Below are 23,534 nucleotides of genomic sequence, written 5' to 3' on the forward strand. Positions count from 1 at the left end.
GGAACATTCCATGAATACCGAAGGACTCACTGAAGTTGCCGTAAAAGAAGCTCAACCCGTGGTCGAGCAAATCGCCGAGACGCCGCCGGAGCTGGAACCCGCTCCACCCGCGGCGGTGACCGAAACCGCAACAGCGGCGCCAGCGATTGCGATTCCCGGTCTGGATGACAGCAGCCTGTATATCCATCGCGAGCTCTCGCAACTGCAGTTCAACATCCGCGTGCTGGAACAGGCGCTGGATGAGTCCTACCCGTTGCTTGAGCGGCTGAAGTTCCTGCTGATCTTCTCCAGCAACCTGGACGAGTTCTTCGAGATTCGCGTGGCTGGCCTGAAGAAGCAGATCACCTTCGCCCGTGAGCAGGCCGGTGCCGATGGTCTGCAACCGCATCAGGCCCTGGCCCGCATCAGCGAGCTGGTACACGGTCACGTCGACCGTCAGTACGCGATCCTCAATGACATTTTGTTGCCGGAACTGGAAAAACATCAGGTCCGCTTCATCCGTCGGCGTCACTGGACCACCAAGATCAAGACCTGGGTGCGCCGCTATTTCCGCGACGAGATCGCACCGATCATCACCCCGATCGGCCTCGACCCGACGCACCCGTTCCCGTTGCTGGTGAACAAGAGCCTGAACTTCATCGTCGAGCTCGAAGGCATCGACGCCTTCGGTCGCGATTCCGGTCTGGCGATCATCCCCGCGCCACGCTTGCTGCCGCGCGTGATCAAGTTGCCGGAAGAAGTGGGCGGCTCGGGCGACAACTATGTGTTCCTGTCGTCGATGATCCACGCGCACGCCGATGACCTGTTCCAGGGCATGAAGGTCAAGGGCTGCTACCAGTTCCGCCTGACCCGAAACGCTGACCTCGCGGTCGATACCGAAGACGTGGAAGACCTGGCCCGCGCCCTGCGCGGCGAGCTGTTCTCCCGTCGCTACGGTGACGCGGTGCGCCTGGAAGTGGCCGACACGTGCCCGAAACACCTGTCCGACTACTTGCTCAAGCAGTTCAACCTGCACGAGACCGAGCTGTATCAGGTCAACGGTCCGGTCAACCTGACCCGCCTGTTCAGCATCACCGGCCTGGACAGTCAGCGAGCGCTGCAATACACGCCGTTCACCCCGCAGATCCCGAAACTGCTGCAGAACAGCGAGAACATCTTCAGCGTGATCAGCAAGCAGGACATCCTGCTGCTGCACCCGTTCGAGTCCTTCACTCCCGTGGTCGACCTGCTGCGCCAGGCCGCGAAGGACCCGCATGTATTGGCGGTCCGCCAGACTCTGTACCGCTCCGGCGCCAACTCGGAAATTGTCGATGCGCTGGTGGATGCCGCGCGTAACGGCAAGGAAGTCACCGCGGTAATCGAGTTGCGTGCGCGCTTCGACGAAGAGTCCAACCTGCAACTGGCCAGCCGTCTGCAAGCGGCCGGTGCGGTGGTGATTTACGGCGTGGTGGGCTTCAAGACCCACGCCAAGATGATGCTGATTCTGCGTCGCGAAGCCGGTGAGATCGTGCGTTACGCCCACTTGGGTACCGGCAACTACCACGCGGCCAACGCCCGCCTGTACACCGACTACAGCTTGCTGACCTCGGACGACGCCTTGTGCGAAGACGTTGGCAAACTGTTCAGCCAGCTTATCGGCATGGGGAAAACCCTGCGCATGAAGAAGCTGCTGCACGCGCCATTCACGTTGAAGAAGGGCATGCTCGACATGATTGCCCGGGAAACCCAGTTCGCCCTCGATGGCAAACCGGCGCACATCATCGCCAAATTCAACTCGCTGACCGATCCGAAGATCATCCGCGCGCTGTACAAGGCCAGTCAGTCCGGGGTGCGTATCGATCTGGTGGTGCGCGGCATGTGCTGCCTGCGTCCGGGTATCGCCGGGGTGTCGCACAACATCCATGTGCGCTCGATCATCGGGCGTTTCCTGGAGCACACCCGGGTGTTCTACTTCCTCAATGGCGGTGAAGAGCAGATGTTCCTGTCCAGCGCCGACTGGATGGAGCGCAACCTCGACAAGCGCGTAGAGACTTGCTTCCCGGTCGAGGGCAAGAAGCTGATCATGAGGGTCAAGAAAGAGCTGGAGCTTTATCTGACCGACAACACCCACAGCTGGAGCCTGCAGGCGGACGGTCGCTACATCCGCAACACGCCGACCGGCAACCAGAACCCGCGCAGCGCGCAGGCGACCTTGCTGGAGCGGCTGGGCAGCCCGATTCTCGCCGTTCGCTGACGCAGATTCGGTTGGGCAAAAAAAGGGCGATCCACATGGATCGCCCTTTTTGGTTTCAGCTTCCTACCTGTGGCGAGGGAGCTTGCTCCCGCTGGACTGCGTAGCAGTCCCCTTCTTTTCAGGGATAGACGGGGGCGCTTCGCACCCCAGCGGGAGCAAGCTCCCTCGCCACAGGGAATGTGTTCGCTGCAGTTTTTAGCGCACGTTCAGCGTGAAGCTGACTCGGGTGAGCCATTCCGCTTCGAGAGCGAAGTCGGCCTGGGTCAGTTGGTTTTCGTCCAGCCAGTTTTCAGGGAACAACACATCGAGGCTGTCGCGTTTGGCGTGCAACACCACCTGAGGCATTTCCTGGGTGCCGCGGATGTGATGGAACAGGATCGCAAAGCGCAGCAGCACGCACAGGCGAATCAGCTTGATCCCGTCCTCGCCGAAATCGGCAAACCGGTCCCGGGGAATGTTGCGTCGGTGACCGCGCACCAACAACGCGAGCATCAGTTGGTCTTCACGGGAGAACCCGGCCAGGTCCGAGTGCTCGATCAGGTAGGCGCCGTGCTTGTGGTATTGATAATGAGCGATGTCCAGGCCCACTTCATGGACCTTGGCCGCCCAGCCGAGCAGTTCGCGCCAGACGCCGTCATCCAGTTCCCAATCCTTGGCCACCTGATCGAAGGCATGCAGGGCTTTGCGCTCGACCCGCGCCGCTTGTTCCAGATCGACGTGATAACGCTCCATCAACGAGCTGAGCGTGCGCTCACGGACGTCTTCATGGTGATGACGGCCCAGTAGGTCATAGAGCACGCCTTCGCGCAGGGCGCCTTCACAGTGATCCATGCGCTGCAGTTCTAGGGCGTCGAAGATCGCTTCGAGAATCGCCAGGCCGGCGGGGAAAATCGCGCGGCGGTCAGGCTTGATGCCTTCGAAGTCGATTTTCTCGACATCGCCCAGCTTCATCAGTTTGCGCTTGAGCCAGGCCAGGCCTTCGGCGTTGACCTCGCCCGTGCCATGACCGCCCGCCTTCAGCGCCAGGCCAATGGCGCGGATGGTGCCCGAGGAGCCGATGGCTTCATCCCAGGTCAGGCGATGCAGCGCGTGTTCGATGCTCATGATCTCCAGCCGTGCTGCGGTGTACGCCTGGGCGTAGCGGGCCGGGGTGATCTTGCCATCCTTGAAATAACGCTGGGTATAACTGACGCAGCCCATCTGCAGGCTTTCGCGCAGCAGCGGTTCGAAGCGCTGGCCGATAATGAATTCGGTACTGCCGCCGCCAATGTCGGCCACCAGGCGTTTGCCCGGGGTGTCGGCGAGGGTGTGGGACACGCCGAGGTAGATCAGGCGCGCTTCTTCACGGCCGGAGATGACTTCCACCGAGTGGCCGAGGATTTCTTCGGCGCGGCGGATGAATTCACCGCGGTTGCGGGCTTCACGCAGGGCGTTGGTGCCGACGATCCGCACGGCACCGGGCGGCATACCGTTGATCAGTTGGGCAAAACGCTTCAGGCAATCGAGCCCGCGCTGCATGGATTCTTCGTTGAGCTGACGCTCTTCGTCGATGCCGGCGGCCAGCTGAACTTTCTCCCCGAGGCGCTCGAGAATACGGATTTCGCCGTTCTGGGCCTTGGCCACGACCATGTGAAAGCTGTTGGAGCCCAGGTCGATTGCGGCGATCAGGGACAGATTCTTGGCTTGGGATTGCGGCATGGTCATGGGGTCTCGGTCGATAACCTCGACATCCTGCCACGATCAAACGCTGCCGCCAACGCGCAGCGTTCAAAGCCTTGATCCAGAGCACGGACGGCATGAGTTCCTGTGGCGAGGGAGCTTGCTCCCGCTCGACTGCGCAGCAGTCGCAAAACCTGCACATGCGATCCAGTGAAAACGAGGTGATAATTTTTAGGGCCGCTGCGCAGCCCAGCGGGAGCAAGCTCCCTCGCCACAAAAGGGTTAGCCTGCTGCTTCAACTGTGCCGATGAAGTTCGCCAGCTCCGCCGTCTGCGGGTTCGCAAACAGAATCTTCGGATCCCCCACCTCATGCACCTTGCCCTGATGCATGAACACCAACTTATCCCCAACCTCCCGGGCAAAGCGCATTTCATGGGTGACCATGATCAGTGTCATGCCTTCCTTGGCCAGTTGCCGGACCACGCTCAGCACTTCATTGACCAATTCCGGGTCCAGCGCTGACGTGATTTCGTCGCACAGCAAGACTTTGGGAGACATTGCCAACGCCCGGGCAATCGCTACGCGCTGCTGCTGCCCGCCCGACAGCCGGTCCGGGAAGGCATCAAACTTCTCGCCCAGCCCGACCCGCTCCAGCATCTCCCGCGCCAGCTCGACCGCTTTGGCCTTCGGCACTTTTTGCACCACTTGCGGCGCGAGCATCACGTTCTCGCCCACGGTCAGGTGCGGGAACAGGTTGAACTGCTGGAACACCATCCCGACTTTCTGCCGCAAGGTGCGCAAATCGGCGCGAGCGGCATCGAGGTATTCGCCGTCGACCTCAATTACGCCGTCGTTGATCGACTCCAGGCCGTTGAGGGTGCGCAGCAAGGTGGATTTGCCCGAGCCGCTGCGGCCGATGATCGCCACCACCTGGCCTTCCTCGACGCTCAGGTCGATGCCTTTGAGCACATGGTGGTCGCCGTAATATTTATGCAGGGCGGAAATTCTAAGCAGAGGCATGCAGTCTCCTTTCCAGGTAGCGCGCACTGAGGGACAAGGGGTAGCAAAGCAGGAAGTAGCCGAGGGCGACGAGGCCGTAGACCATGAAGGGTTCGAATGTCGCGTTGGCGAGCATGCCGCCGGTCTTGGTCAGTTCGGTGAAACCGATGATCGAGGTCACGGCGGTGCCTTTGACCACTTGCACCGAGAAGCCCACGGTGGGTGCCACGGCGATCCGCAGCGCTTGCGGCAGAATCACGTAGCGCAGTTGCTCCAGCGGGTTGAGCGCCAGGCTTGACGAGGCTTCCCACTGACCATTGGGAATCGAATCGACGCAGCCGCGCCAGATCTCCGCCAGATAGGCGCTGGTAAACAGCGTCAGGGCCAGCGCCGCCGCCATCCACGGCGAAATCTCCACACCGGCCAGCGCCACGCCGAAAAACACCAGAAACAGCTGCATCAACAGCGGCGTACCCTGGAACAGCTCGATGTAAGTGCGGGCAATGTTACGCGGCAGAGGCTTTTTCGAGATGCGCATGACCATGATCAGCAAGCCGATCAGCCCGCCGCCGATAAACGCCACCAGCGATAACGCCAGGGTCCACTGCAGGCCGGTGAGCAGGTTGCGCACGACGTCCCAGAAGGTGAAATCGCTCATTGGCTGCTCCTTGATATGTAGCGACGGCCGATCCAGTTCAGCAGTTGGCGGATCAGCAGCGCCATGCACAGGTACAGCAGCGTGGTCAGGGCATAGGTTTCAAAGGCGCGGAAGTTGCGCGACTGAATGAAGTTGGCGGCAAAGCTCAATTCTTCGGTGGCGATTTGCGAACAGACCGCCGAGCCGAGCATGACGATGATGATCTGGCTGCTCAGGGCCGGCCAGACCTTGCCCAGCGCTGGCAGCAGCACCACGTGGCGGAACGCTTCGAATCGACTCATCGCCAAGGCCGCTGCGGCTTCCAGCTGTCCTCGGGGGATCGCCTGGATACCGGCGCGAATGATTTCGGTCGAGTAGGCACCGAGGTTGATCACCATCGCCAGCACCGCCGCCTGCCATTCGGAAATCTGTACTCCCAGCGACGGCAAGCCGAAGAAAATGAAAAACAGCTGCACCAGAAACGGCGTATTGCGAATCAACTCGACGTAGACCCCGAAGATCGCCGAGAACGGGCGAATGTTCCACGCCCGCACCAGCGCCCCGACGATGCCCAGCCCCACACCCAGCACCGCGCCGATGGCCGTCAGTTCAAGGGTGAACAAGGCACCGCGCAGTAGCAGATCGGTGTTTTGCACCACCGGCAGAAAGTCGAACTGATAGGCCATATCAAATCTCCCGAGCGACGATCAGAGGTCGGCCGGCAATGGCTCTTTCAGCCAGGTCTGGGAGTTTTTCTCCAGTGCGCCGTCGGTTTTGGCGGTGGCGAGGATCTGATTGACCTTGCTCAACAGCGCCGGCTCGTTCTTGTTCACGCCGACATAGACCGGCGAGTCCTTGAGCTTCACTTTCAACGCTGGAATGCGTTTAGAGTTCTTCTCGCTGATCGCGACCATCACCACGTTGCCGCTGGCGATGAGGTCGACTTGCCCGGCGATGTAGGCGGCAATGGTCGAGTTGTTGTCTTCGAAGCGTTTGATGGTCACACCTTCGGGAGCGACTTTGGTCAGCTCGATGTCTTCGATGGCGCCCCGGGTGACGCTGACGGTTTTACCCTTGAGGTCGTCCAGGCCTTTGATGTCGGCATCCGGCGGACCGAACACGGCGAGGTAGAACGGCGCATAGGCGCTGGAGAAGTCGATGACTTTCTCGCGCTCGGGGTTCTTGCCCAGGCTGGAGATCACCAGGTCGACCTTGCCGGTGGTCAGGAACGGAATGCGGTTGGTGCTGTTGACCGGGGTCAGTTCAAGTTTGACCTTGAGTTGCTCGGCCAGCAGTTTGGCGGTGTCGATGTCGAGGCCGCGGGGTTTCATGTCCGGGCCGACCGAGCCGAACGGCGGAAAGTCCTGAGGCACGGCGACCTTGAGGACGCCGCGTTTGACTACATCCTCCAGGCCGTCGGCGTGAGCGGGTGCCTGGCTCAACATCAGGCTGGCAAACAGGGCAGTGAGAAGGGCGCTGTAACGCAGGGTCATGGCGAATCTCCGAATCGACGAGGAATGAATTCTGCGGATCGACAGAGCACGGGCCATGCCAAGAAGCGGATTTGGGGGCCGCAGGCCACGGTTTTACTGGATTCTTTCGGTCTTACTGGTCTGAACAGTGGATGGGCATTTCGCACCCTCATGGCGCATCCGTGAAACGTGCCGAACCCCCATGGGGCACGACTTGCCGAGGGCTGCGAATAGCTTTACAACTAGCCGCTCATTGTCCTGGTTCGTCTGAAAAAACCATGAATTCGATTTCCAGAGCCGTACCTGAAGTGGCGCTGCAAGCCATCCGTAAACTGATCACCGAACAGGGTTTCGCGCCGGGCGATGCCTTGCCTTCGCAGCGAGATCTGGCGGTGCAATTGGGGGTGAGTCGGGCGTCCCTGCGTGAGGCGCTGTCGTCGTTGAGTGCGTTGGGCGTGATCAGCATCCAGCCGGGCAAGGGCGTATTCGTGCAGTCGCCGGTGGATTTGCCGCGCGGCGATGCGGCACTGAGCTGGCCCTTCGCAGCCCAGGCATCGCCGTTGGATATTTTCCAGTTGCGTTATGCCCTGGAAGGTTTTGCCGCCGGTTTGGCCGCGGTGACTCTGAGCACTCACGAGCTCGATACGCTGGAAGACAACGTGGCCGCCATGCGCAACGAATTGAAGGCAGGTGACTTCGAGGCGGCGGCACGACTGGATTTCGATTTTCACCGACGCATCCTGCTGGCCAGCGGTAATCAGGCAATGCTGAGCATCCTCACGGCCAGCGCCGACATCTTTCTGGAGAGCCAGAAGCTACCGTTCATCCGGGCCGAACGCGCCATGGAAACCTGGCAGGAACACCGCAAAATCCTCCGTGCGCTAGCCCGGCGTTCGTCCGGCGCGGCGCAGAAAGCCATGCAGGAACATGTACGCAATGCAGCCCTGCGTACCGGAATTGCCTTCGTCGCTCCCGCCACCCCGTGACTTGAGCTATACCCAAAGTCATGCGCCACCATAGCGAGACTCAATCAACTGCACCTTCCTGAACGAGGGAAGGGCGGCTATGATGGGCCACGTTTTTTTGCTTACAACCTGGAGACTTCCATGAGCAGCGATCTTATCAAACACGTCACCGACGCTAGCTTCGACGTCGACGTCCTCAAGGCCGAAGGCGCTGTACTGGTCGACTACTGGGCTGAATGGTGCGGCCCTTGCAAAATGATCGCTCCTGTCCTGGACGAAATTGCTGAAACCTACAAAGGCAAACTGACCGTTGCCAAGCTGAACATCGACGAGAACCAGGAAACCCCGGCCAAGCATGGCGTGCGTGGTATCCCGACTCTGATGCTGTTCAAGAACGGCAACGTTGAAGCGACCAAGGTCGGCGCACTGTCGAAGTCGCAACTGGCGGCCTTCCTCGACGCCAACATTTAAGCGTTGTTATAAAGCGTCAGGAAAAGGCCCCGCATATTGCGGGGCCTTTTCGTTATTGAGGGCTAGACGCTCCGAAACTCAGGTGGTACATTCGGCCCCGCACTGGTTTCTCCATTGCCCCCTGCTAGCCGTCGCCGACGCACTCCTTTTCGAATAAGTACGCGATCCTGTCGCCTTCTCTGCGGCGCGGCCTCATTAAGCCAAAAGCTTAATTTCCCCCCCTCCATAAATGATTACGTCATTCCTATATGAATCTGACTGAACTCAAGCAAAAGCCGATTACCGAACTGCTCGAATTGGCCGAACAGATGGGCATAGAAAATATGGCCCGTTCGCGCAAGCAGGACGTGATTTTCTCCCTGCTCAAAAAGCACGCGAAAAGCGGCGAGGAAATCTCCGGTGATGGCGTGCTGGAGATTCTCCAGGACGGCTTCGGCTTCCTGCGCTCCGCTGACGCTTCCTATCTCGCCGGCCCAGACGATATCTACGTCTCGCCGAGCCAGATCCGTCGCTTCAACTTGCGCACCGGTGACACCATCGTTGGCAAGATCCGCCCTCCGAAGGAAGGCGAGCGTTATTTCGCGCTGCTCAAGGTCGACACGATCAACTACGATCGTCCCGAGAACGCGAAAAACAAGATTCTCTTCGAGAACCTGACCCCGCTGTTCCCGACCGTGCGCATGAAGATGGAAGCCGGCAACGGTTCCACCGAAGACTTGACCGGTCGTGTCATCGACCTGTGCGCCCCGATCGGCAAAGGCCAGCGCGGTCTGATCGTTGCACCGCCGAAAGCCGGTAAAACGATCATGCTGCAGAACATCGCCGCCAACATCGCCCGTAACAACCCTGAAGTTCACCTGATCGTATTGCTGATCGATGAACGTCCGGAAGAAGTGACCGAAATGCAGCGCACCGTGCGCGGCGAAGTGGTTGCCTCGACGTTCGATGAGCCGCCAACCCGCCACGTGCAGGTTGCAGAAATGGTGATCGAGAAGGCCAAGCGCCTGGTCGAACACAAGAAAGACGTGGTGATCCTGCTCGATTCCATCACCCGTCTGGCTCGTGCCTACAACACCGTGATCCCGAGCTCCGGCAAAGTACTCACCGGTGGTGTCGATGCCCACGCACTGGAGAAACCGAAACGTTTCTTCGGCGCCGCGCGGAACATCGAGGAAGGCGGTTCGCTGACCATCATCGCCACCGCGCTGGTTGAAACCGGCTCGAAGATGGACGAAGTGATCTACGAAGAATTCAAAGGCACCGGCAACATGGAACTGCCTCTGGACCGTCGTATCGCTGAAAAACGCGTCTTCCCGGCCATCAATATCAACCGTTCCGGCACCCGCCGCGAAGAGTTGCTGACGGCCGACGACGAGTTGCAGCGCATGTGGATTCTGCGCAAGCTGCTGCACCCGATGGACGAAATTGCGGCCATCGAGTTCCTGGTCGACAAGCTGAAAACGACCAAGACCAACGACGAGTTCTTCTTGTCGATGAAGCGTAAGTAAGGCGGTTTTTACATCCGCTTAAAATGGCGTCCTTCGGGGCGCCATTTTTTTTGCCAGAAAAATGGGAGGTTTGTGATTAACTCCGGTCAGTTAGAAAACAAAAAAACGATCGTAAAAACAATCAACTGACTGGCCTTACTGTTTATGAGCACGCTTGCTTATCGAAGGGATATCGACGGTTTACGCGCAATCGCCGTGATTGCCGTGGTGCTGTTCCATTTTGGCGTTCCAGGGTTTACCGGCGGGTTCGTCGGCGTCGACATCTTCTTTGTGATTTCCGGCTACCTGATCACCTCGATCATCTGGAACCAGCGTCAGGCTGGGCGTTTCAGCTTTGTCGACTTCTGGGCCCGCCGTGCCCGGCGAATCCTCCCCGCGCTGTTTGCCATGATCATTGCCGTGCTGGCGGTGGGCTGGTTTCTGTTAGCGCCCAAGGACTATGAAGAACTGGGGCGCTCGGTGCGTTACCAGGTGATGTTTGTCTCCAACATCCTGTTCATGCGTCAGGACGGCTACTTTGACGTTGCTTCCGACCTCAAGCCGTTGCTGCATACCTGGTCGCTGGCGGTTGAAGAGCAGTTCTATATCGTTTTCCCGCTGTTGCTGACGCTGTTGTCGAGTCGCCTGAAAGCCTGGCGTCTGGCGCTGTTCGCCGTATTGCTGGTGTCTTTCGGGCTCAGTGTCTGGGCCGTTGCGCATCACCCTGAGAAAGCGTTTTTCCTGTTGCCGATGCGCGCCTGGGAGTTGTTGGCCGGCGCCATGCTGGCCGTGGCGCCCAGAAGCCAATGGCGCCTGACCACCGCCGGGGCTCAAGTGGTCAGCCTGGCCGGGTTCGGGTTGATTCTGCTGGCGATAGTGGGTTACGACAAAAGCACGCCATTTCCCGGTGTCGCGGCGTTGTTGCCGACCCTGGGCGTGGTTGCACTGATCTGGGCCAATGGACACCGGCAGACCCTGGTGGGTGGGCTGCTGGCCAGTCGCGTACTGGTCGGCGTCGGGCTGATTTCCTATTCCTGGTACCTGTGGCATTGGCCGGTGTTTGTCTTCGCCAGTTACGCCAGTGTCGAGGAGCCCGGCCCGTTTGATATTGCCGGCTTGATTCTGCTCACCCTGGTGCTGGGCTACTTGTCGTGGAAATTTGTCGAGACGCCGTTCCGTGAACGACGGCTGCTGGCGGGGCGTCGGCAGATGCTGCTGGCGGCGGGCGTCGGTGTACTGGTGCTGGGGCTGGCCGGGCAAACGTTGCGCTGGACCCATGGCTTGCCTTCGCGCCTGTCCGATCAAGCGTTGCAGTACGCCAAGGCGAAGGAATGGCGTCCGGAACTGATGCGCTGTTTGGCCGACGACCAAACCCCTGACGACAAGCTCTTCTGTCACTACGGGGCGCCGGCGTTGTCGTCACGGGTGCTGGTCTGGGGCGACAGTCACGCCACCGCGCTGATTCCGGTATTCGATGAGGGGGCGCAGAAGCATGGCGTCAGCGTGATTCTCGCCAGTTCAACGGGCTGCCTCCCGGTGGAAGGGCTTGAGCACGATCAACGGTGCGCCCGTTTCAATCGCCGGGTCGAGCAGGAGTTGAAGCCGCAGTCGGTGGGCGATGTGGTCCTTGTCGCGCGCTGGAGCCTGTATCTCTATGGTGATGCGAAAGGCGATCTCGGGCATGCACTGAAAGATGCCCATGGTCGTTACGAAAGGGCCAATGCCGAGCAGCAACTGGCGGAAGGGTTGCAGGCGACCATCCGGCAATTGCGCAATGGCGGGCATCGCGTCTGGCTGATCAAGGAAGCGCCGTTGCAACCCTTCAGCCCGCCTTACCGCCTCAGCCGCCTGGCCATGCTGCATCGTCCGACCGATGACGTCGGGTTAGCAGTGGCTGAGCACTTCAAGCGCCAGGCGTTCATCAGCCAACTGTTCGCGCAGATAGCGGCGGCGAACCCCGGCGTGACCGTGGTTGATCCGGCGCCATTGCTGTGCGATCACGCGGGCCTGTGCCGCGCCGAACTCGACGGTCATTCGCTGTATACCGACGACAATCACCTGTCGGAAGTCGGTGCGCGCTTTATCGCGCCGGTGCTTGAGCCGCTGTTCAAGCGCTTGCAAGCCCGCACGACACTGGGCAATGGCAACGCAAATGCGGCCAAGTAAGCAGCGATAAGCTGCCAGCGGGCGGCAGAGCAGGTAGGATGTACGCCTATTTTAGGGGTGCCATCGTCAATGAAATTCAAGGATCTTCGGGATTTCGTGCAGCAGCTTGAGCAGCGCGGAGAGTTGAAACGCATCCAGATCCCCGTCTCTCCAGTGCTGGAGATGACCGAAGTCTGTGATCGCACGCTTCGGGCAAAAGGCCCGGCGCTGTTGTTCGAAAACCCGACCGGCTACGACATTCCGGTGCTCGGCAACCTGTTCGGCACCCCCGAGCGGGTGGCGATGGGCATGGGCGCCGAGGCGGTCAGCGAGCTGCGCGAGATCGGCAAGCTGCTGGCCTTCCTCAAAGAGCCCGAGCCGCCGAAGGGCTTGAAAGACGCCTGGTCCAAGCTGCCGATCTTCCGCAAGATCATTGCGATGGCGCCGAAAGTCGTGAAAGACGCGGTGTGCCAGGAAGTGGTCATCGAAGGCGACGACGTCGATCTGGCGATGCTGCCGGTGCAGACCTGCTGGCCCGGCGACGTCGGCCCGCTGATCACCTGGGGCCTGACCGTCACCAAAGGTCCGAACAAAGACCGCCAGAACCTCGGCATCTACCGTCAGCAAGTGATTGGCCGCAACAAGGTCATCATGCGCTGGCTGAGCCACCGGGGCGGCGCGCTGGATTACCGTGAGTGGTGCGAAAAGCATCCCGGCCAGCCGTTCCCGGTCTCCGTGGCCCTGGGCGCTGACCCGGCGACCATCCTTGGCGCCGTGACGCCGGTACCGGACAGCCTCTCCGAATACGCCTTCGCCGGTCTGCTGCGCGGCAACCGCACCGAACTGGTGAAGTGCCGCGGCAACGACCTGCAAGTGCCGGCCACCGCCGAGATCATCCTTGAAGGCGTGATCCATCCGGGCGAGATGGCCAACGAGGGCCCTTACGGCGATCACACTGGCTACTACAACGAAGTCGACAGCTTTCCGGTGTTCACCGTCGAGCGCATTACCCATCGGATCAAACCGATCTACCACAGCACCTACACCGGCCGTCCGCCGGATGAGCCGGCGATTCTCGGCGTGGCGCTGAACGAAGTGTTCGTGCCGATCCTGCAGAAGCAGTTCCCGGAAATCACCGACTTCTACTTGCCGCCGGAAGGTTGCTCGTACCGCATGGCCATCGTGACCATGAAGAAGTCGTATCCGGGCCACGCCAAGCGGGTAATGCTCGGTGTCTGGTCGTTTTTGCGACAGTTCATGTACACCAAGTTCGTTATCGTCACAGACGACGATATCAATGCGCGAGACTGGAACGACGTGATCTGGGCCATCACCACGCGCATGGACCCCAAGCGCGACACGGTGATGATCGACAACACGCCGATCGACTACCTCGACTTCGCCTCGCCGGTCTCCGGGCTGGGTTCGAAGATGGGGCTCGATGCCACGCATAAATGGCCGGGCGAAACCACTCGCGAGTGGGGCCGGGTGATCGTCAAGGACGACGCCGTGACCCAACGGATCGATGCCATCTGGAATCAGTTAGGAATAGATTGATGCGTGTAACCTTGCAGCCTTCCGGAGCAGTGCTAGAGATTCTGCCCGGCGAGCGTATTCTCGATGGCGCGCGGCGCCTGGGCTATGAATGCCCGCAAAGCTGTCGTAACGGCAATTGCCACGTGTGCGCGGCGTTGCTGGTGGAAGGCCGGGTCGAACAGGACGGCGGTGTGCGTGACCATGGCGAGTTCTACACTTGCATAGCAGAGCCGCTGGAAGACTGCATCGTGCTGTGGGATGGCGTGCTCGCGCTGGGAGAACTGCCGGTGCGCAGCTTTTCGTGTCAGGTCATTGAATGCAGGGACGTCGGCGGCGATACCTTTCGCGTGCATCTGCGGGCGCCAGCCGGCAAGCCACCGCGTTATCACGCCGGCCAGTATTTGATGATCGAACGTGAAAACGGCGAGAAATCCGCCTTCTCCCTGGCCTCGGCACCGCATTCCGGCCGCGACCTGGAAATTCATGTGTTGGCGCGCGAAAGCAGTGCGCTGAGCCTGATCGAACAACTGCAACGCAACCCGATGGTGCGGATCGAGATGCCGTTCGGCGATACCCATCTGGCGGAATTGCCGGACGGTCCGCTGGTGCTGATTGCCGCCGGCACCGGCATGGGCCAGATCCACAGCCTGATCGAACATTGCCGGGCCGCGGGTTTTAAACATCCGGTGCATCTGTATTGGGGGGTTCGTCGGCCTGAAGACTTTTATGAAATCGAACATTGGGATGAGTGGCTGAAACTGCCCAATCTGTTCCTGCATAAAGTCGTCAGCGATCAATGCGGCTGGCAGGGGCGTTGCGGCATGTTGCATGAGGCAGTGTGTGAGGACTTCCCTGATCTGAAAGCGCTGCACGTATATGCCAGCGGCTCACCGGCCATGGTCTACGGCACGCTGGATGCGTTGGTTGAAGCGGGGATGGATGCCCATCAAATGCGTGCCGACGTCTTTGCGTACGCGCCGCGATCTTGATCCACGATCTTGATCCGCGATTCTAATCGTTATAACTCCCTATATAGCCGATCGGTATTTATAAATTTATATAAATGCCGGTAGGTTATATCCAAGGAAGGCAATTATTTAAGAACTGTGCCATGGCACTTAAATTGCCTGAAAACATATGTGCCTTATTGTTACAGCGGTGCGTTCTATTTAGTAATTCTTTATCCGCGGGGAGCTGAACGCTATTCGCCATGAGCGCCATTGAATCTTCATTTTTGAATCTGGCTTACCCTCCGCGGCTCGATCTGGGGCCGCAGCTTACGCACGAACAATTACTCAGCTCGATGCAGTCGACCATGGCTCGACACAAGGGCGGGCCCGTCTGGTTATTCGCTTATGGTTCGCTGATCTGGCGCCCTGAATGTGCGGCGGTGGAGCGAGTGCGCGGCCGAGTGCATGGCTACCATCGCGGGTTATACCTGTGGTCCCACGAACATCGCGGCACGCCGGAAGTCCCTGGTCTGGTCTTTGGCCTGGATCGTGGCGGCTCTTGCAGCGGTTTCGCTTACCGTTTGCCCGAAGAACAACTGGAAGCCTCGCTTTATGCGCTTTGGCAGCGCGAAATGCCGTTCCCGTCCTATCGCCCACACTGGCTCAACTGCCGTCTCGAAGACGGAAGCCAGGTTCAGGCCTTGGGATTTGTGTTGGAGCGACACTTGCCCAGCTATGCCGGCAACTTACCGGATCATGTGCTGAGCCATGTGTTCGAAAACGCTTGCGGGCGTTACGGCACCACTCGCGATTATGTCGAGCAGACCGCTAACGCCCTGCGTAGCCACGCCATGCCAGACCGGAATCTGGAGGCGCGGCTCAAGCGCTGCCAATCAAAAGCCGATCAGGCGATCGCTTCTTCGCGGGTCTGACTGGCGATTTGCTTGTGCCCCAGCGTGGGCGCCAGGAACGCCATTGCCAGCAAGCAGGCGGCGACCAACAGGATGAAGCCGCCATCCCAGCCGAAGTAGTCCACGGTGTAGCCCATCAGCGCACTGGCCGCGACTGACCCGCCCAAGTAACCGAACAGACCGGTAAAGCCCGCGGCGGTACCGGCGGCCTTTTTCGGTACCAGTTCCAGCGCTTGCAAGCCCACCAGCATCACCGGGCCGTAGATCAGGAAGCCGATCGCGAACAGCGAGATCATGTCGACCATCGGGTTACCCGGCGGATTTAGCCAGTACACGATCGTCGCAACGGTCACCAACGCCATGAACACCATGCCGGTCAGGCCACGGTTGCCACGGAAAACCTTGTCCGACATCCAGCCGCACAGCAACGTGCCCGGAATGCCTGCCCACTCATAGAGGAAATACGCCCACGAACTCTTGTCGAAGTCGAAGTGCTTGACCTCTTTGAGGTAAGTCGGTGCCCAGTCCAGGATGCCGTAGCGCAGCAGGTAGACGAAGACGTTAGCCAGGGCAATGAACCAGAGCATTTTGTTGCGCAGCACGTATTTGACGAAGATGTCCTTGGCGCTGAATTCTTCTTCGTGGCTGGCGTCGTAGCCTTCCGGGTAATCGTTCTTGTACTTCTCGATCGGCGGCAGGCCTGTCGATTGCGGCGTGTCGCGCATCGCAATGAACGCAAAGACCGCAACCAGCAGCGCCACGGCGGCCGGGACGTAGAACTTGCTGTGCCAGTCGTTGAACCAGCCCATGCCGAGAATCGCCAGCGGGCCGATCAAGCCACCGCCGACGTTATGCGCGGTGTTCCAGATCGACACCACTTGGCCACGTTCTTTCTGCGACCACCAGTGCACCATGGTGCGGCCACTTGGCGGCCAGCCCATGCCTTGCGCCCAGCCGTTGATGAACAACAGGATGAACATCATGGTCACGCTGGACGTCGCCCACGGTGCGAAACCGAAAACGAACATCACCCCGGCGGAGACCACCAGGCCGAAGGGCAGGAAGTAACGCGGGTTGGAGCGGTCGGACACGATGCCCATCAAAAACTTGGACAGACCGTAGGCGATGGCAATCGCCGACATGGCCACACCCAGTTGACCCTTCGTATAGCCTTGGGCGATCAGATCAGGGAACGCCAGGGTGAAGTTCTTGCGCAGCAGGTAGTAACCCGCATACCCGATGAAAATCCCGGCGAAGATCTGCCAGCGGAGGCGTTTATAGGTGTCGTCTATTTTTTCTTCAGGCAATGGAGCCTGATGTGCGGCAGGACGAAAGAAAGCAAACATTCAAGAGCTCCAGATTTCTTGTTTTGACTGCGGATGCGAATGTTACAGTTTCGTTACCGAAAATAGCACCGGTTCGCATCGACCAAACAGCGGAAATGTGGGCAGTCGCGTGTTCCTTTATGAACATGTCGCACAGGTATAAGTGAAGGGCGTTATGGGAATGGTCCTGGGCGGCGGTTGATGAGGCATTTCAAGCGTCCTGAAAAAGCGGCCCGAACAATCCGGCCCGCTTTTTAAGGTTCAGCGAACCTGTACCACCACTTTCCCGACCGCCTTGCGCTGGCCAAGATCATTGATCGCCTGCGCCGCATTGCTCAGCGGATACACCTGCGAAACCAACGGCCTCAGTTTGCCCTCGGCAAACCAGCCAAATAACTGCTGGAAGTTCGCCGCGTTGTCCTGCGGCTGGCGTTGGGCAAACGAACCCCAGAACACGCCGACTACGGCCGCGCCCTTGAGCAGCGCCAGGTTCACCGGTAGTTCTGGAATGCGTCCGCTGGCGAAACCGACCACCAGCAAGCGGCCATTCCAGGCGATGGCGCGGATGGCCTGGTCGAACAGATCGCCGCCGACCGGGTCGTAAATCACGTCGGCACCCTGGCCGTCGGTCAGGCGTTTGATTTCGTCCTTGAGGCTGGTTTCGCTGTAGTTGATCAGTTCATCGGCGCCGGCTGCCTTGGCCACCGCAAGTTTTTCGGCGCTGCTGGCGGCGGCAATCACGCGGGCGCCCATGGCTTTGCCGATTTCCACGGCGGCCAGGCCAACACCGCCGGAAGCGCCGAGCACCAGCAGGGTTTCACCCGGTTGCAGGTTGGCCCGTTGCTTGAGTGCGTGCATCGAGGTGCCGTAAGTCATGCTGAACGCGGCGGCGGTGTTGAAGTCCATCGAGGGCGGGATCGGCAGCACGTTGTAGCCCGGCACGGCGACCTGCTCGGCGAAACTGCCCCAGCCGGTCAGGGCCATGACCCGGTCACCGACCTTGAGGTGGCTGACTTTTTCGCCCACTGCACTGACCACACCGGCCGCTTCGCCACCCGGGGAAAACGGGAAGGGCGGCTTGAACTGGTATTTGCCCTCGATGATCAGCGTGTCCGGGAAATTCACCCCGGCGGCATGCACGTCCAGCAGGATTTCATTCTTCTTCGCGACAGGGCTGGCGACGTCTTCCAGCACCAGCGATTCGGCAGGGCCGAAGGCTTTGCACAGCACGGCTTTCATCAGGGCTATTCCTTTGGGAGTGATGGCCGATAAGTGTAGGTGTGTGAGTCGATGGGTCAACGAGCATGCCCGACCCTGATAGTCATCCATAAGCTTGTGCTTGAGCGGCGGGTCGTTATGCTAGGCCGCAAACCGGATAAGGAGCGAATTGTGAAAGCGTGGATCATGTTGTTGCTGGCCCTGTCTCTGCCTGTGGCAGCGATGGCCGAAGAAGCCAAAGAAGGTGAAGCTCCGAAGGTCAATTACATCACCCTGAGCCCGCCGTTCGTGGGCAACTATGGGCTGGACGGTACGCCGAAGCTCAAGGTCTACAAGGCCGATGTGGCATTGCGCGTGACCGGTGAGGAGGCGACCAAGGCAGTGAAGGCCAACGAGCCGTTGATCCGCAATCAGTTGGTGGCGTTGTTTGCCCAGCAGACGACCGAAGCGATGAGCAACGTTGAAGCCAAGGAAAAGCTGCGTCAGGAAGCCTTGAAGCAGACTCAGCAAGTGATGAACGATGAGACCGGCAAGCCGATGGTTGAGGATTTGTTGTTCAACAACCTCATCATTCAGTAAGTCTCTCGCTGCCCGGCCCGGCTTCTTCGCGAGCAATCCCGCTCCCACAGGACCTGAGCAGAACCCTGTGGGCGCCGGCTTGCCCGCGATTCAGGACGCCAGGCTCTTGCGAAACCGCATCAGCGCCACGCTAAAAAACAGCAGGCCAATGGCGCTCAATGCCAGCAAGTCCGGCCACACCACATTGATCCCCGCGTCGCGAAACAGTATCGCGGCGCTGAGGCTGACGAAGTGGGTCGATGGCGAGCCCTGCATGACCCATTGCAGCCATTGCGGCATGCTGTCGAGCGGCGTACTGCCGCCGGAGAGCAGCAACATCGGGATGATCACCGGAATCGCCAGCAGGCCGAATTGCGGTGTCGAGCGGGCGAGGGTCGCAAGGAATATCCCCAGCGCTGTGCTGGCGAACAGATAAACGGCCGTCACCATCAGGAACAGGGTCATGGAACCGGCCAGCGGCACGCCGAGTGCACCTTTGACGATCACCTCCAGCGAGATCCAGGTGCACAGCACCACCACCAGCATGTTGCTCCAGATTTTCGCCAGCATGATTTCAAGCGCCGTGAGGGGCAGCACCAGCAAATGGTCGAGGGTGCCGTGTTCGCGCTCACGCAACAACGCTGTGCCGGTCAGGATGATGGCGAGGATGGTGATGTTGTTGACGATTTGAATCACCGCCAGGAACCAGCCGCCCTCCAGATTGGTATTGAACAGCGCTCGGGTGGTCAGCAGCACGGGGGCTTTGCTCGCTGCATCGCCTTGTTCACTGTAGGTCTGCAGTTCGCGCTGGAAAATCCGTCCGATGTAGCCCGCCCCCATGAACGCCTGGCTCATGGCTGTGGCGTCGACGTTGACCTGCACGGCTGGCTGGCGGCCAGCCAACAGATCTGCCTGGAAATTGGCCGGAATATTGATGACGAAGGTGAATCGACCGCTGTCCAGCACATCGTCCAGTTGTTCATAGGGCAACGACACCGGCGCCTGGAATTCCGGCGGCTGCAGGGCTTGCGCCAATTGTCGTGACAGGTGGCTGTGATCTTCATCGACCATGGCCACGCTGGCGTTGTGCACGCCAATCACCGAGCCCGCGGCCGGCATGTAGATCGCGACGGTGAAGGCATAGAACAGGAACAGTAGCAACACGCTGTCGTGTCGCAGGCTGGTGAGTTCCTTGAGGCCAAGTCGCAGGATGTGCGCAAGCTTGTGCATCAGGCCTCCTGCTTTTTCAGCATGGCCAGGCTAAGGCCGGTAAACCCCAGGAAAAACCCGAACAGTGCCAGGCATTGCGGCCACAACTGCCGGATATCCAGGGCCTTGGTAAACGTGCCAACGGCAATATCGAGGAAGTAACCCGCCGGGAACAGCATCCCCATGACAGCGGCCGCGCCATCGAGTGACGAGCGCGGCACGATCAAGCCGGAGAACTGAATGGTCGGCAGACTGGTAATGATCATGGTGCCGAGAATGGCGGCAATCTGGGTTCGGGTGAACGCCGAAATCAACAGGCCCATGCTGGTGGTCGCCAGCACGTAGAGCAGCCCGCCGAAGGCCAGGGTCAGGCCGCTGCCCTTGAAAGGCACGCCGAACAGCCAGCGATTCATGGCCGTCAGGACGGCGAGGTTGATCAGGCTGATGGCCAGATACGGCGCTTGTTTACCTAGCAGGAACTCCAGTCGCGTCAGCGGTGTGGCATAGAAGTTGGTGATCGAACCCAGTTCTTTCTCCCGCACGATGCCCAGCGCCGTCAGCATGGCCGGGATGAACGCCAGGATCAGCGCCATCACCCCGGGACCGATGGCGTTGACGCTGACGACATCCTGGTTGTAGCGGAAGCGGGTTTCCAGTTGGGCTGCCGCTTGCCGGTTCAGTGCGGGGCTGGACTGCTCGGCCAATTGCACCAGGTTGCCCTGGTGTACCGCTTCCACGTAATTGCGGCTGGTTTCGGCGCGGAACGGCATGCCGCCATCGAGCCAGGCCGCGACAGCGGGTTGGCGACCGGCGAACAAGTCCCGGCCGAATCCCGGCGGGATTTCCAGCGCCAGTTTGATTTCCGAGCGCTGTAATCGTCGATGCAATTGCGCCGGATCGCTGATGGGCGGTTGTTCGTCGAAGTAACGGGAGCTGCGGAAAGCCTCCAGATACGCCCGGCTTTGTGGCGTCTGGTCCTGGTCGTAGACCGCGAAGGCGAGTTTTTCCACATCCAGGGAAATGCCGTAGCCGAAAATCACCATCATGAACATCGCCCCGAGCAGGGCAAAGGCCATGCGCACTTTATCGCGCAGCAACTCCTTGCCTTCACGACTCGCCAGCGCCCGCAACCGTCCAAAACTGAAGCGGCTGTCTTGCATCGGGGCGACGGGGGCGAGCGTCGTGTCGATGGGCGTTGGTGGCGCCGCCGTTGCGATCGGGCCCTGGGCCTGCTCCAGGCAGGTGACGAACGCCGCCTCCAGAGTCTGGCCCTTGAACTGCAGTTGCAGAGCCGCCGGGGTGTCGCAGGCCAGGACCTTGCCGGCGTGCATCAACGAGATGCGGTCACAGCGCTGGGCTTCGTTCATGAAATGCGTGGAGAGGAAAATCGTCACGCCCTGTTCGCGAGACAGTTCGATCAGCAGCCGCCAGAAATCATCCCGTGCGGCCGGGTCGACGCCGGACGTCGGTTCGTCGAGGATCAGCACTTCGGGGCGATGTAGCACCGCCACCGCCAGGGATAAGCGTTGGCGCAGGCCCAGTGGCAGTCCTCCGGACGGCTGATGAGCGACGCTGCCCAGGTTGAAGCGCTGGATCAGCTCATCGATGCGCTGTGCGCTCTCGGCCTTGGGCAAATCGAACAGTCGGGCGTGCAAGTCCAGATTCTGCCGCACGCTGAGTTCGCCATAGAGCGAGAAGCTCTGGGACATGAAGCCGACGCGCTTGCGGGTAGCCAGATCCTTGGCATTCACTGGATTGCCCAGCAGCGTGGCGCGGCCTTCGCTGGCCGGGATCAGCCCGGTGAGGACTTTCATGGTGGTGGTTTTGCCGCAGCCATTGGAGCCCAGAAACCCGAAAATCTCGCCGCGGCCGATGGCGAAGCTGACCTTGTCCACCGCCGTGAAATCGCCGAAGCGCAGGGTCAGGTCATGGGCTTCGATGGCGATGTCGGCCGTGGCGTTGGTTCGGGCAGGGATCACCAGCGGCTGGTTGTCACGGCCGCTGTCGCCCTGAAAGTGAGTAAAGGCCTCATCGAGCTTGCCGCTGGGGGTCGCTGCCCCGAGGTCGCGGGTCAAGCCGGCGGCAATCAGTTTGCCGCCATCGAGCATCAGGCAGTGTTCGAATTGCTCGGCCTCTTCCATGTACGCGGTGGCAACCAACAGCGTCAATTGCGGACGTTGACGCCGGACGTCATCAATCAATTCCCAGAAGCGCCGCCGGGACAGCGGATCGACGCCGGTGGTCGGTTCATCGAGGATCAACAGGTCGGGTTCATGAATCAGCGCACAACAGAGGCCCAGCTTCTGTTTCATGCCGCCCGATAACTTGCCCGCCGGGCGCTCGGCAAACCGCTGCAGGTCGGTGGCCAGCAACAGACTTTGCATGCGCTGATCGCATTCGGCTCCGGACAGGCCGAACAAAGTGGCGAAGAAGTGAATGTTTTCGCTGATCGAAAGCTCGGGATACAGGTTGCCGCCCAGGCCTTGAGGCATGAACGCAATTCGCGAATAGAGGCTGATACGGTGGCGCCGGTCCTGGATCGAGCCGCTGAGCACGTCCAGTTGGCCGTCTTGCAGCGTCTTCACACCGGCAATCAATCCCAGCAGGCTGGATTTCCCGGCGCCGTCCGGACCGATCAAGCCGCACCGGGTGCCGGCGGGCAGGCTGAACGTGATGTCGGTCAGCACCTGCTGTTGGCCGTATCGGTGCTGAAGGCCGGTGGCTTGCAGCGCCAGGCCGGTCATTGAAGATTGGCCGGCCAGCCAATGGGCGCGGTGCGCACGTAGCCGTTACCGGGCATCCCCGGTTTGGCCTGGGGCACGCTGCTGGGTTGGGTCAGGCGCAGCTTGACCCGAAACACCAGTTTCTGACGTTCGTCGCGGGTCTCGACTTCTTTGGGGGTGAATTGCGATTTGGCTGCCACGAAGCTGATTTTCGCCGGCAACGGCTGGCCGGGCAGGGCGTCCAGCAGGATCCGCGCTTCATCACCGACCGCCAGGCGTCCCACTACGGATGTGGCGAGATAGAGGTTCATGTACTGATCGTTCGGATCAATCAGCAACAACACTCGCCCACCGGCACCGAGGACTTCACCGGGTTCGGCCATGCGCAGCTGAATCACCCCGTCAATGGGCGCCCGCAGGCTGCTGTCGTCAATCTCGCTGGTCAGCTGAGCGACTTGTGCCTGCGCCGCGCCAATGGCGGCGCCGACGGCGGACACCTGCGCACGGGCCGCGGTGACGGCCGCGTTGCTCGTTTCGAAGCGAGATTGTTGCTGATCGATGGTCTGGCCACTGGAGAAGCCACGCTTGAACAATTCCTGAGAACGGCTGAGCTCTTGGTGGGCAAGCCGTTGCTCGCTCTGGCGAAGTTGCACATTGGCCTGGGCGGCATTGAGGTTTTCCCGGGCGCGTATCACTTCGGCTTCGGCCTGGTTGCGCTGGGCTTCGAGGGTCCGGGTGTCCATGCGTGCCAGCAGTTGACCCTTGGTCACCTTGTCGCCTTCATCGACCAGGACTTCGGCCAGCCGGCCGGCTGTTTTGCTGGCGATCTGTACTTCAGTGGCTTCAAGTCGGCCATTACCGACATACAACCCTTCGGGCAGTCGGCTAAGGGTCGACTTCCAATAACCAAAACCCCCAGCGGCCAGTAACACTGCCCCCAGTAAAAAGGCGAAAAAAAGTGAAGAGCGGCGGTGAATCGACATGTCGGCATCCTGCGTCTGTAGCGTCGTAGTCTGACAGGCAAGCGGCGGGGCGA

The 23,534-nt window shown here is 60.2% G+C and carries 19 protein-coding genes; 9 read left to right on the plus strand and 10 right to left on the minus strand.

Features of this window, described 5'->3' with window-relative positions:
• Positions 1-10 precede the first annotated feature (10 nt).
• The gene (gene ppk1 / locus AC1ROI_RS06550) at positions 11-2,233 is read left to right on the plus strand and encodes a polyphosphate kinase 1 (protein WP_010465040.1); all 2,223 of its coding nucleotides are present in this window, start codon (positions 11-13) and stop codon (positions 2,231-2,233) included.
• Positions 2,234-2,428: 195 nt separating this feature from the next.
• On the opposite strand, the gene ppx is transcribed toward ppk1, so the two are convergent.
• The 5 genes from ppx to AC1ROI_RS06575 form a co-directional block, all read right to left on the minus strand.
• The gene (gene ppx / locus AC1ROI_RS06555; protein ID WP_010465038.1) at positions 2,429-3,931 is read right to left on the minus strand and encodes an exopolyphosphatase; all 1,503 of its coding nucleotides are present in this window, start codon (positions 3,929-3,931) and stop codon (positions 2,429-2,431) included.
• 243 nt (positions 3,932-4,174) lie between these two features.
• Positions 4,175-4,912, minus strand: a complete 738-nt coding sequence (locus tag AC1ROI_RS06560) for an amino acid ABC transporter ATP-binding protein (protein WP_010465037.1) — start codon at positions 4,910-4,912, stop codon at positions 4,175-4,177.
• Positions 4,899-5,549: an amino acid ABC transporter permease gene (locus tag AC1ROI_RS06565; RefSeq protein WP_010465035.1), complete on the minus strand. Its 651-nt coding sequence runs from the start codon at positions 5,547-5,549 to the stop codon at positions 4,899-4,901. The genes AC1ROI_RS06560 and AC1ROI_RS06565 overlap by 14 nt, the downstream gene beginning before the upstream one ends.
• Entirely contained in the window at positions 5,546-6,214 is a 669-nt protein-coding gene (locus tag AC1ROI_RS06570) for an amino acid ABC transporter permease (RefSeq protein WP_010465033.1), read from the minus strand. Before AC1ROI_RS06570 ends, AC1ROI_RS06565 begins: the two co-directional genes overlap by 4 nt.
• A 21-nt stretch (positions 6,215-6,235) precedes the next feature.
• Positions 6,236-7,021, minus strand: coding sequence for a transporter substrate-binding domain-containing protein (locus AC1ROI_RS06575; protein WP_102595424.1), 786 nt, complete (start codon positions 7,019-7,021; stop codon positions 6,236-6,238).
• 257 nt (positions 7,022-7,278) lie between these two features.
• On the opposite strand from AC1ROI_RS06575, the gene AC1ROI_RS06580 reads away from it, so the two are divergent.
• From AC1ROI_RS06580 to AC1ROI_RS06610, 7 genes are all read left to right on the plus strand, one after another.
• The gene (locus AC1ROI_RS06580) at positions 7,279-7,986 is read left to right on the plus strand and encodes a FadR/GntR family transcriptional regulator (RefSeq protein ID WP_010465028.1); all 708 of its coding nucleotides are present in this window, start codon (positions 7,279-7,281) and stop codon (positions 7,984-7,986) included.
• 120 nt (positions 7,987-8,106) lie between these two features.
• Positions 8,107-8,436 carry a thioredoxin TrxA gene (gene trxA, locus AC1ROI_RS06585; protein WP_008150340.1) on the plus strand — a complete coding sequence of 110 codons (330 nt, stop codon included), beginning with the start codon at positions 8,107-8,109 and terminating at the stop codon, positions 8,434-8,436.
• Positions 8,437-8,684: 248 nt separating this feature from the next.
• Positions 8,685-9,944, plus strand: a complete 1,260-nt coding sequence (gene rho / locus AC1ROI_RS06590) for a transcription termination factor Rho (protein WP_007942421.1) — start codon at positions 8,685-8,687, stop codon at positions 9,942-9,944.
• Between the two features lie 144 nt (positions 9,945-10,088).
• Positions 10,089-12,089, plus strand: a complete 2,001-nt coding sequence (locus AC1ROI_RS06595) for an acyltransferase family protein (protein ID WP_102595425.1) — start codon at positions 10,089-10,091, stop codon at positions 12,087-12,089.
• A gap of 69 nt (positions 12,090-12,158) precedes the next feature.
• On the plus strand, positions 12,159-13,625 hold the full coding sequence (gene ubiD / locus AC1ROI_RS06600) for a 4-hydroxy-3-polyprenylbenzoate decarboxylase (RefSeq protein ID WP_102595426.1): 1,467 nt from the start codon (positions 12,159-12,161) through the stop codon (positions 13,623-13,625).
• Positions 13,625-14,593 (plus strand): CDP-6-deoxy-delta-3,4-glucoseen reductase, encoded by a 969-nt coding sequence (locus tag AC1ROI_RS06605; RefSeq protein ID WP_010465021.1) that lies wholly within the window; start codon positions 13,625-13,627, stop codon positions 14,591-14,593. The genes ubiD and AC1ROI_RS06605 overlap by 1 nt, the downstream gene beginning before the upstream one ends.
• A gap of 221 nt (positions 14,594-14,814) precedes the next feature.
• Positions 14,815-15,486 carry a gamma-glutamylcyclotransferase gene (locus AC1ROI_RS06610; RefSeq protein WP_010465019.1) on the plus strand — a complete coding sequence of 224 codons (672 nt, stop codon included), beginning with the start codon at positions 14,815-14,817 and terminating at the stop codon, positions 15,484-15,486.
• Here AC1ROI_RS06610 and glpT read toward each other — a convergent pair.
• Positions 15,459-16,811: a glycerol-3-phosphate transporter gene (gene glpT, locus AC1ROI_RS06615; protein ID WP_102595427.1), complete on the minus strand. Its 1,353-nt coding sequence runs from the start codon at positions 16,809-16,811 to the stop codon at positions 15,459-15,461. The two genes, AC1ROI_RS06610 and glpT, sit on opposite strands and share 28 nt — an antisense overlap.
• Before the next feature lie 240 nt (positions 16,812-17,051).
• On the minus strand, positions 17,052-18,029 hold the full coding sequence (locus AC1ROI_RS06620; RefSeq protein WP_010465014.1) for an NADPH:quinone oxidoreductase family protein: 978 nt from the start codon (positions 18,027-18,029) through the stop codon (positions 17,052-17,054).
• Positions 18,030-18,179: 150 nt separating this feature from the next.
• On the opposite strand from AC1ROI_RS06620, the gene AC1ROI_RS06625 reads away from it, so the two are divergent.
• A complete protein-coding gene (locus tag AC1ROI_RS06625) occupies positions 18,180-18,587 on the plus strand; it encodes a flagellar basal body-associated protein FliL (protein ID WP_010465012.1) in 408 nt (135 codons plus the stop codon).
• 90 nt (positions 18,588-18,677) lie between these two features.
• Here AC1ROI_RS06625 and AC1ROI_RS06630 read toward each other — a convergent pair whose 3' ends face one another.
• Genes AC1ROI_RS06630 through AC1ROI_RS06640 form a run of 3 tightly spaced genes read right to left on the minus strand, consistent with a single transcriptional unit; the run spans position 18,678 to position 23,481 of the window.
• Positions 18,678-19,796, minus strand: coding sequence for an ABC transporter permease (locus AC1ROI_RS06630; RefSeq protein WP_077747165.1), 1,119 nt, complete (start codon positions 19,794-19,796; stop codon positions 18,678-18,680).
• Positions 19,796-22,519: a ribosome-associated ATPase/putative transporter RbbA gene (gene rbbA, locus AC1ROI_RS06635; protein WP_102595428.1), complete on the minus strand. Its 2,724-nt coding sequence runs from the start codon at positions 22,517-22,519 to the stop codon at positions 19,796-19,798. The genes AC1ROI_RS06630 and rbbA overlap by 1 nt, the downstream gene beginning before the upstream one ends.
• A complete protein-coding gene (locus tag AC1ROI_RS06640; RefSeq protein WP_077747167.1) occupies positions 22,516-23,481 on the minus strand; it encodes an HlyD family secretion protein in 966 nt (321 codons plus the stop codon). Before AC1ROI_RS06640 ends, rbbA begins: the two co-directional genes overlap by 4 nt.
• Between the last annotated feature and the right edge of the window lie 53 nt (positions 23,482-23,534).

The organism is Pseudomonas sp. GW823-FHT02C02 (assembly GCF_058797635.1).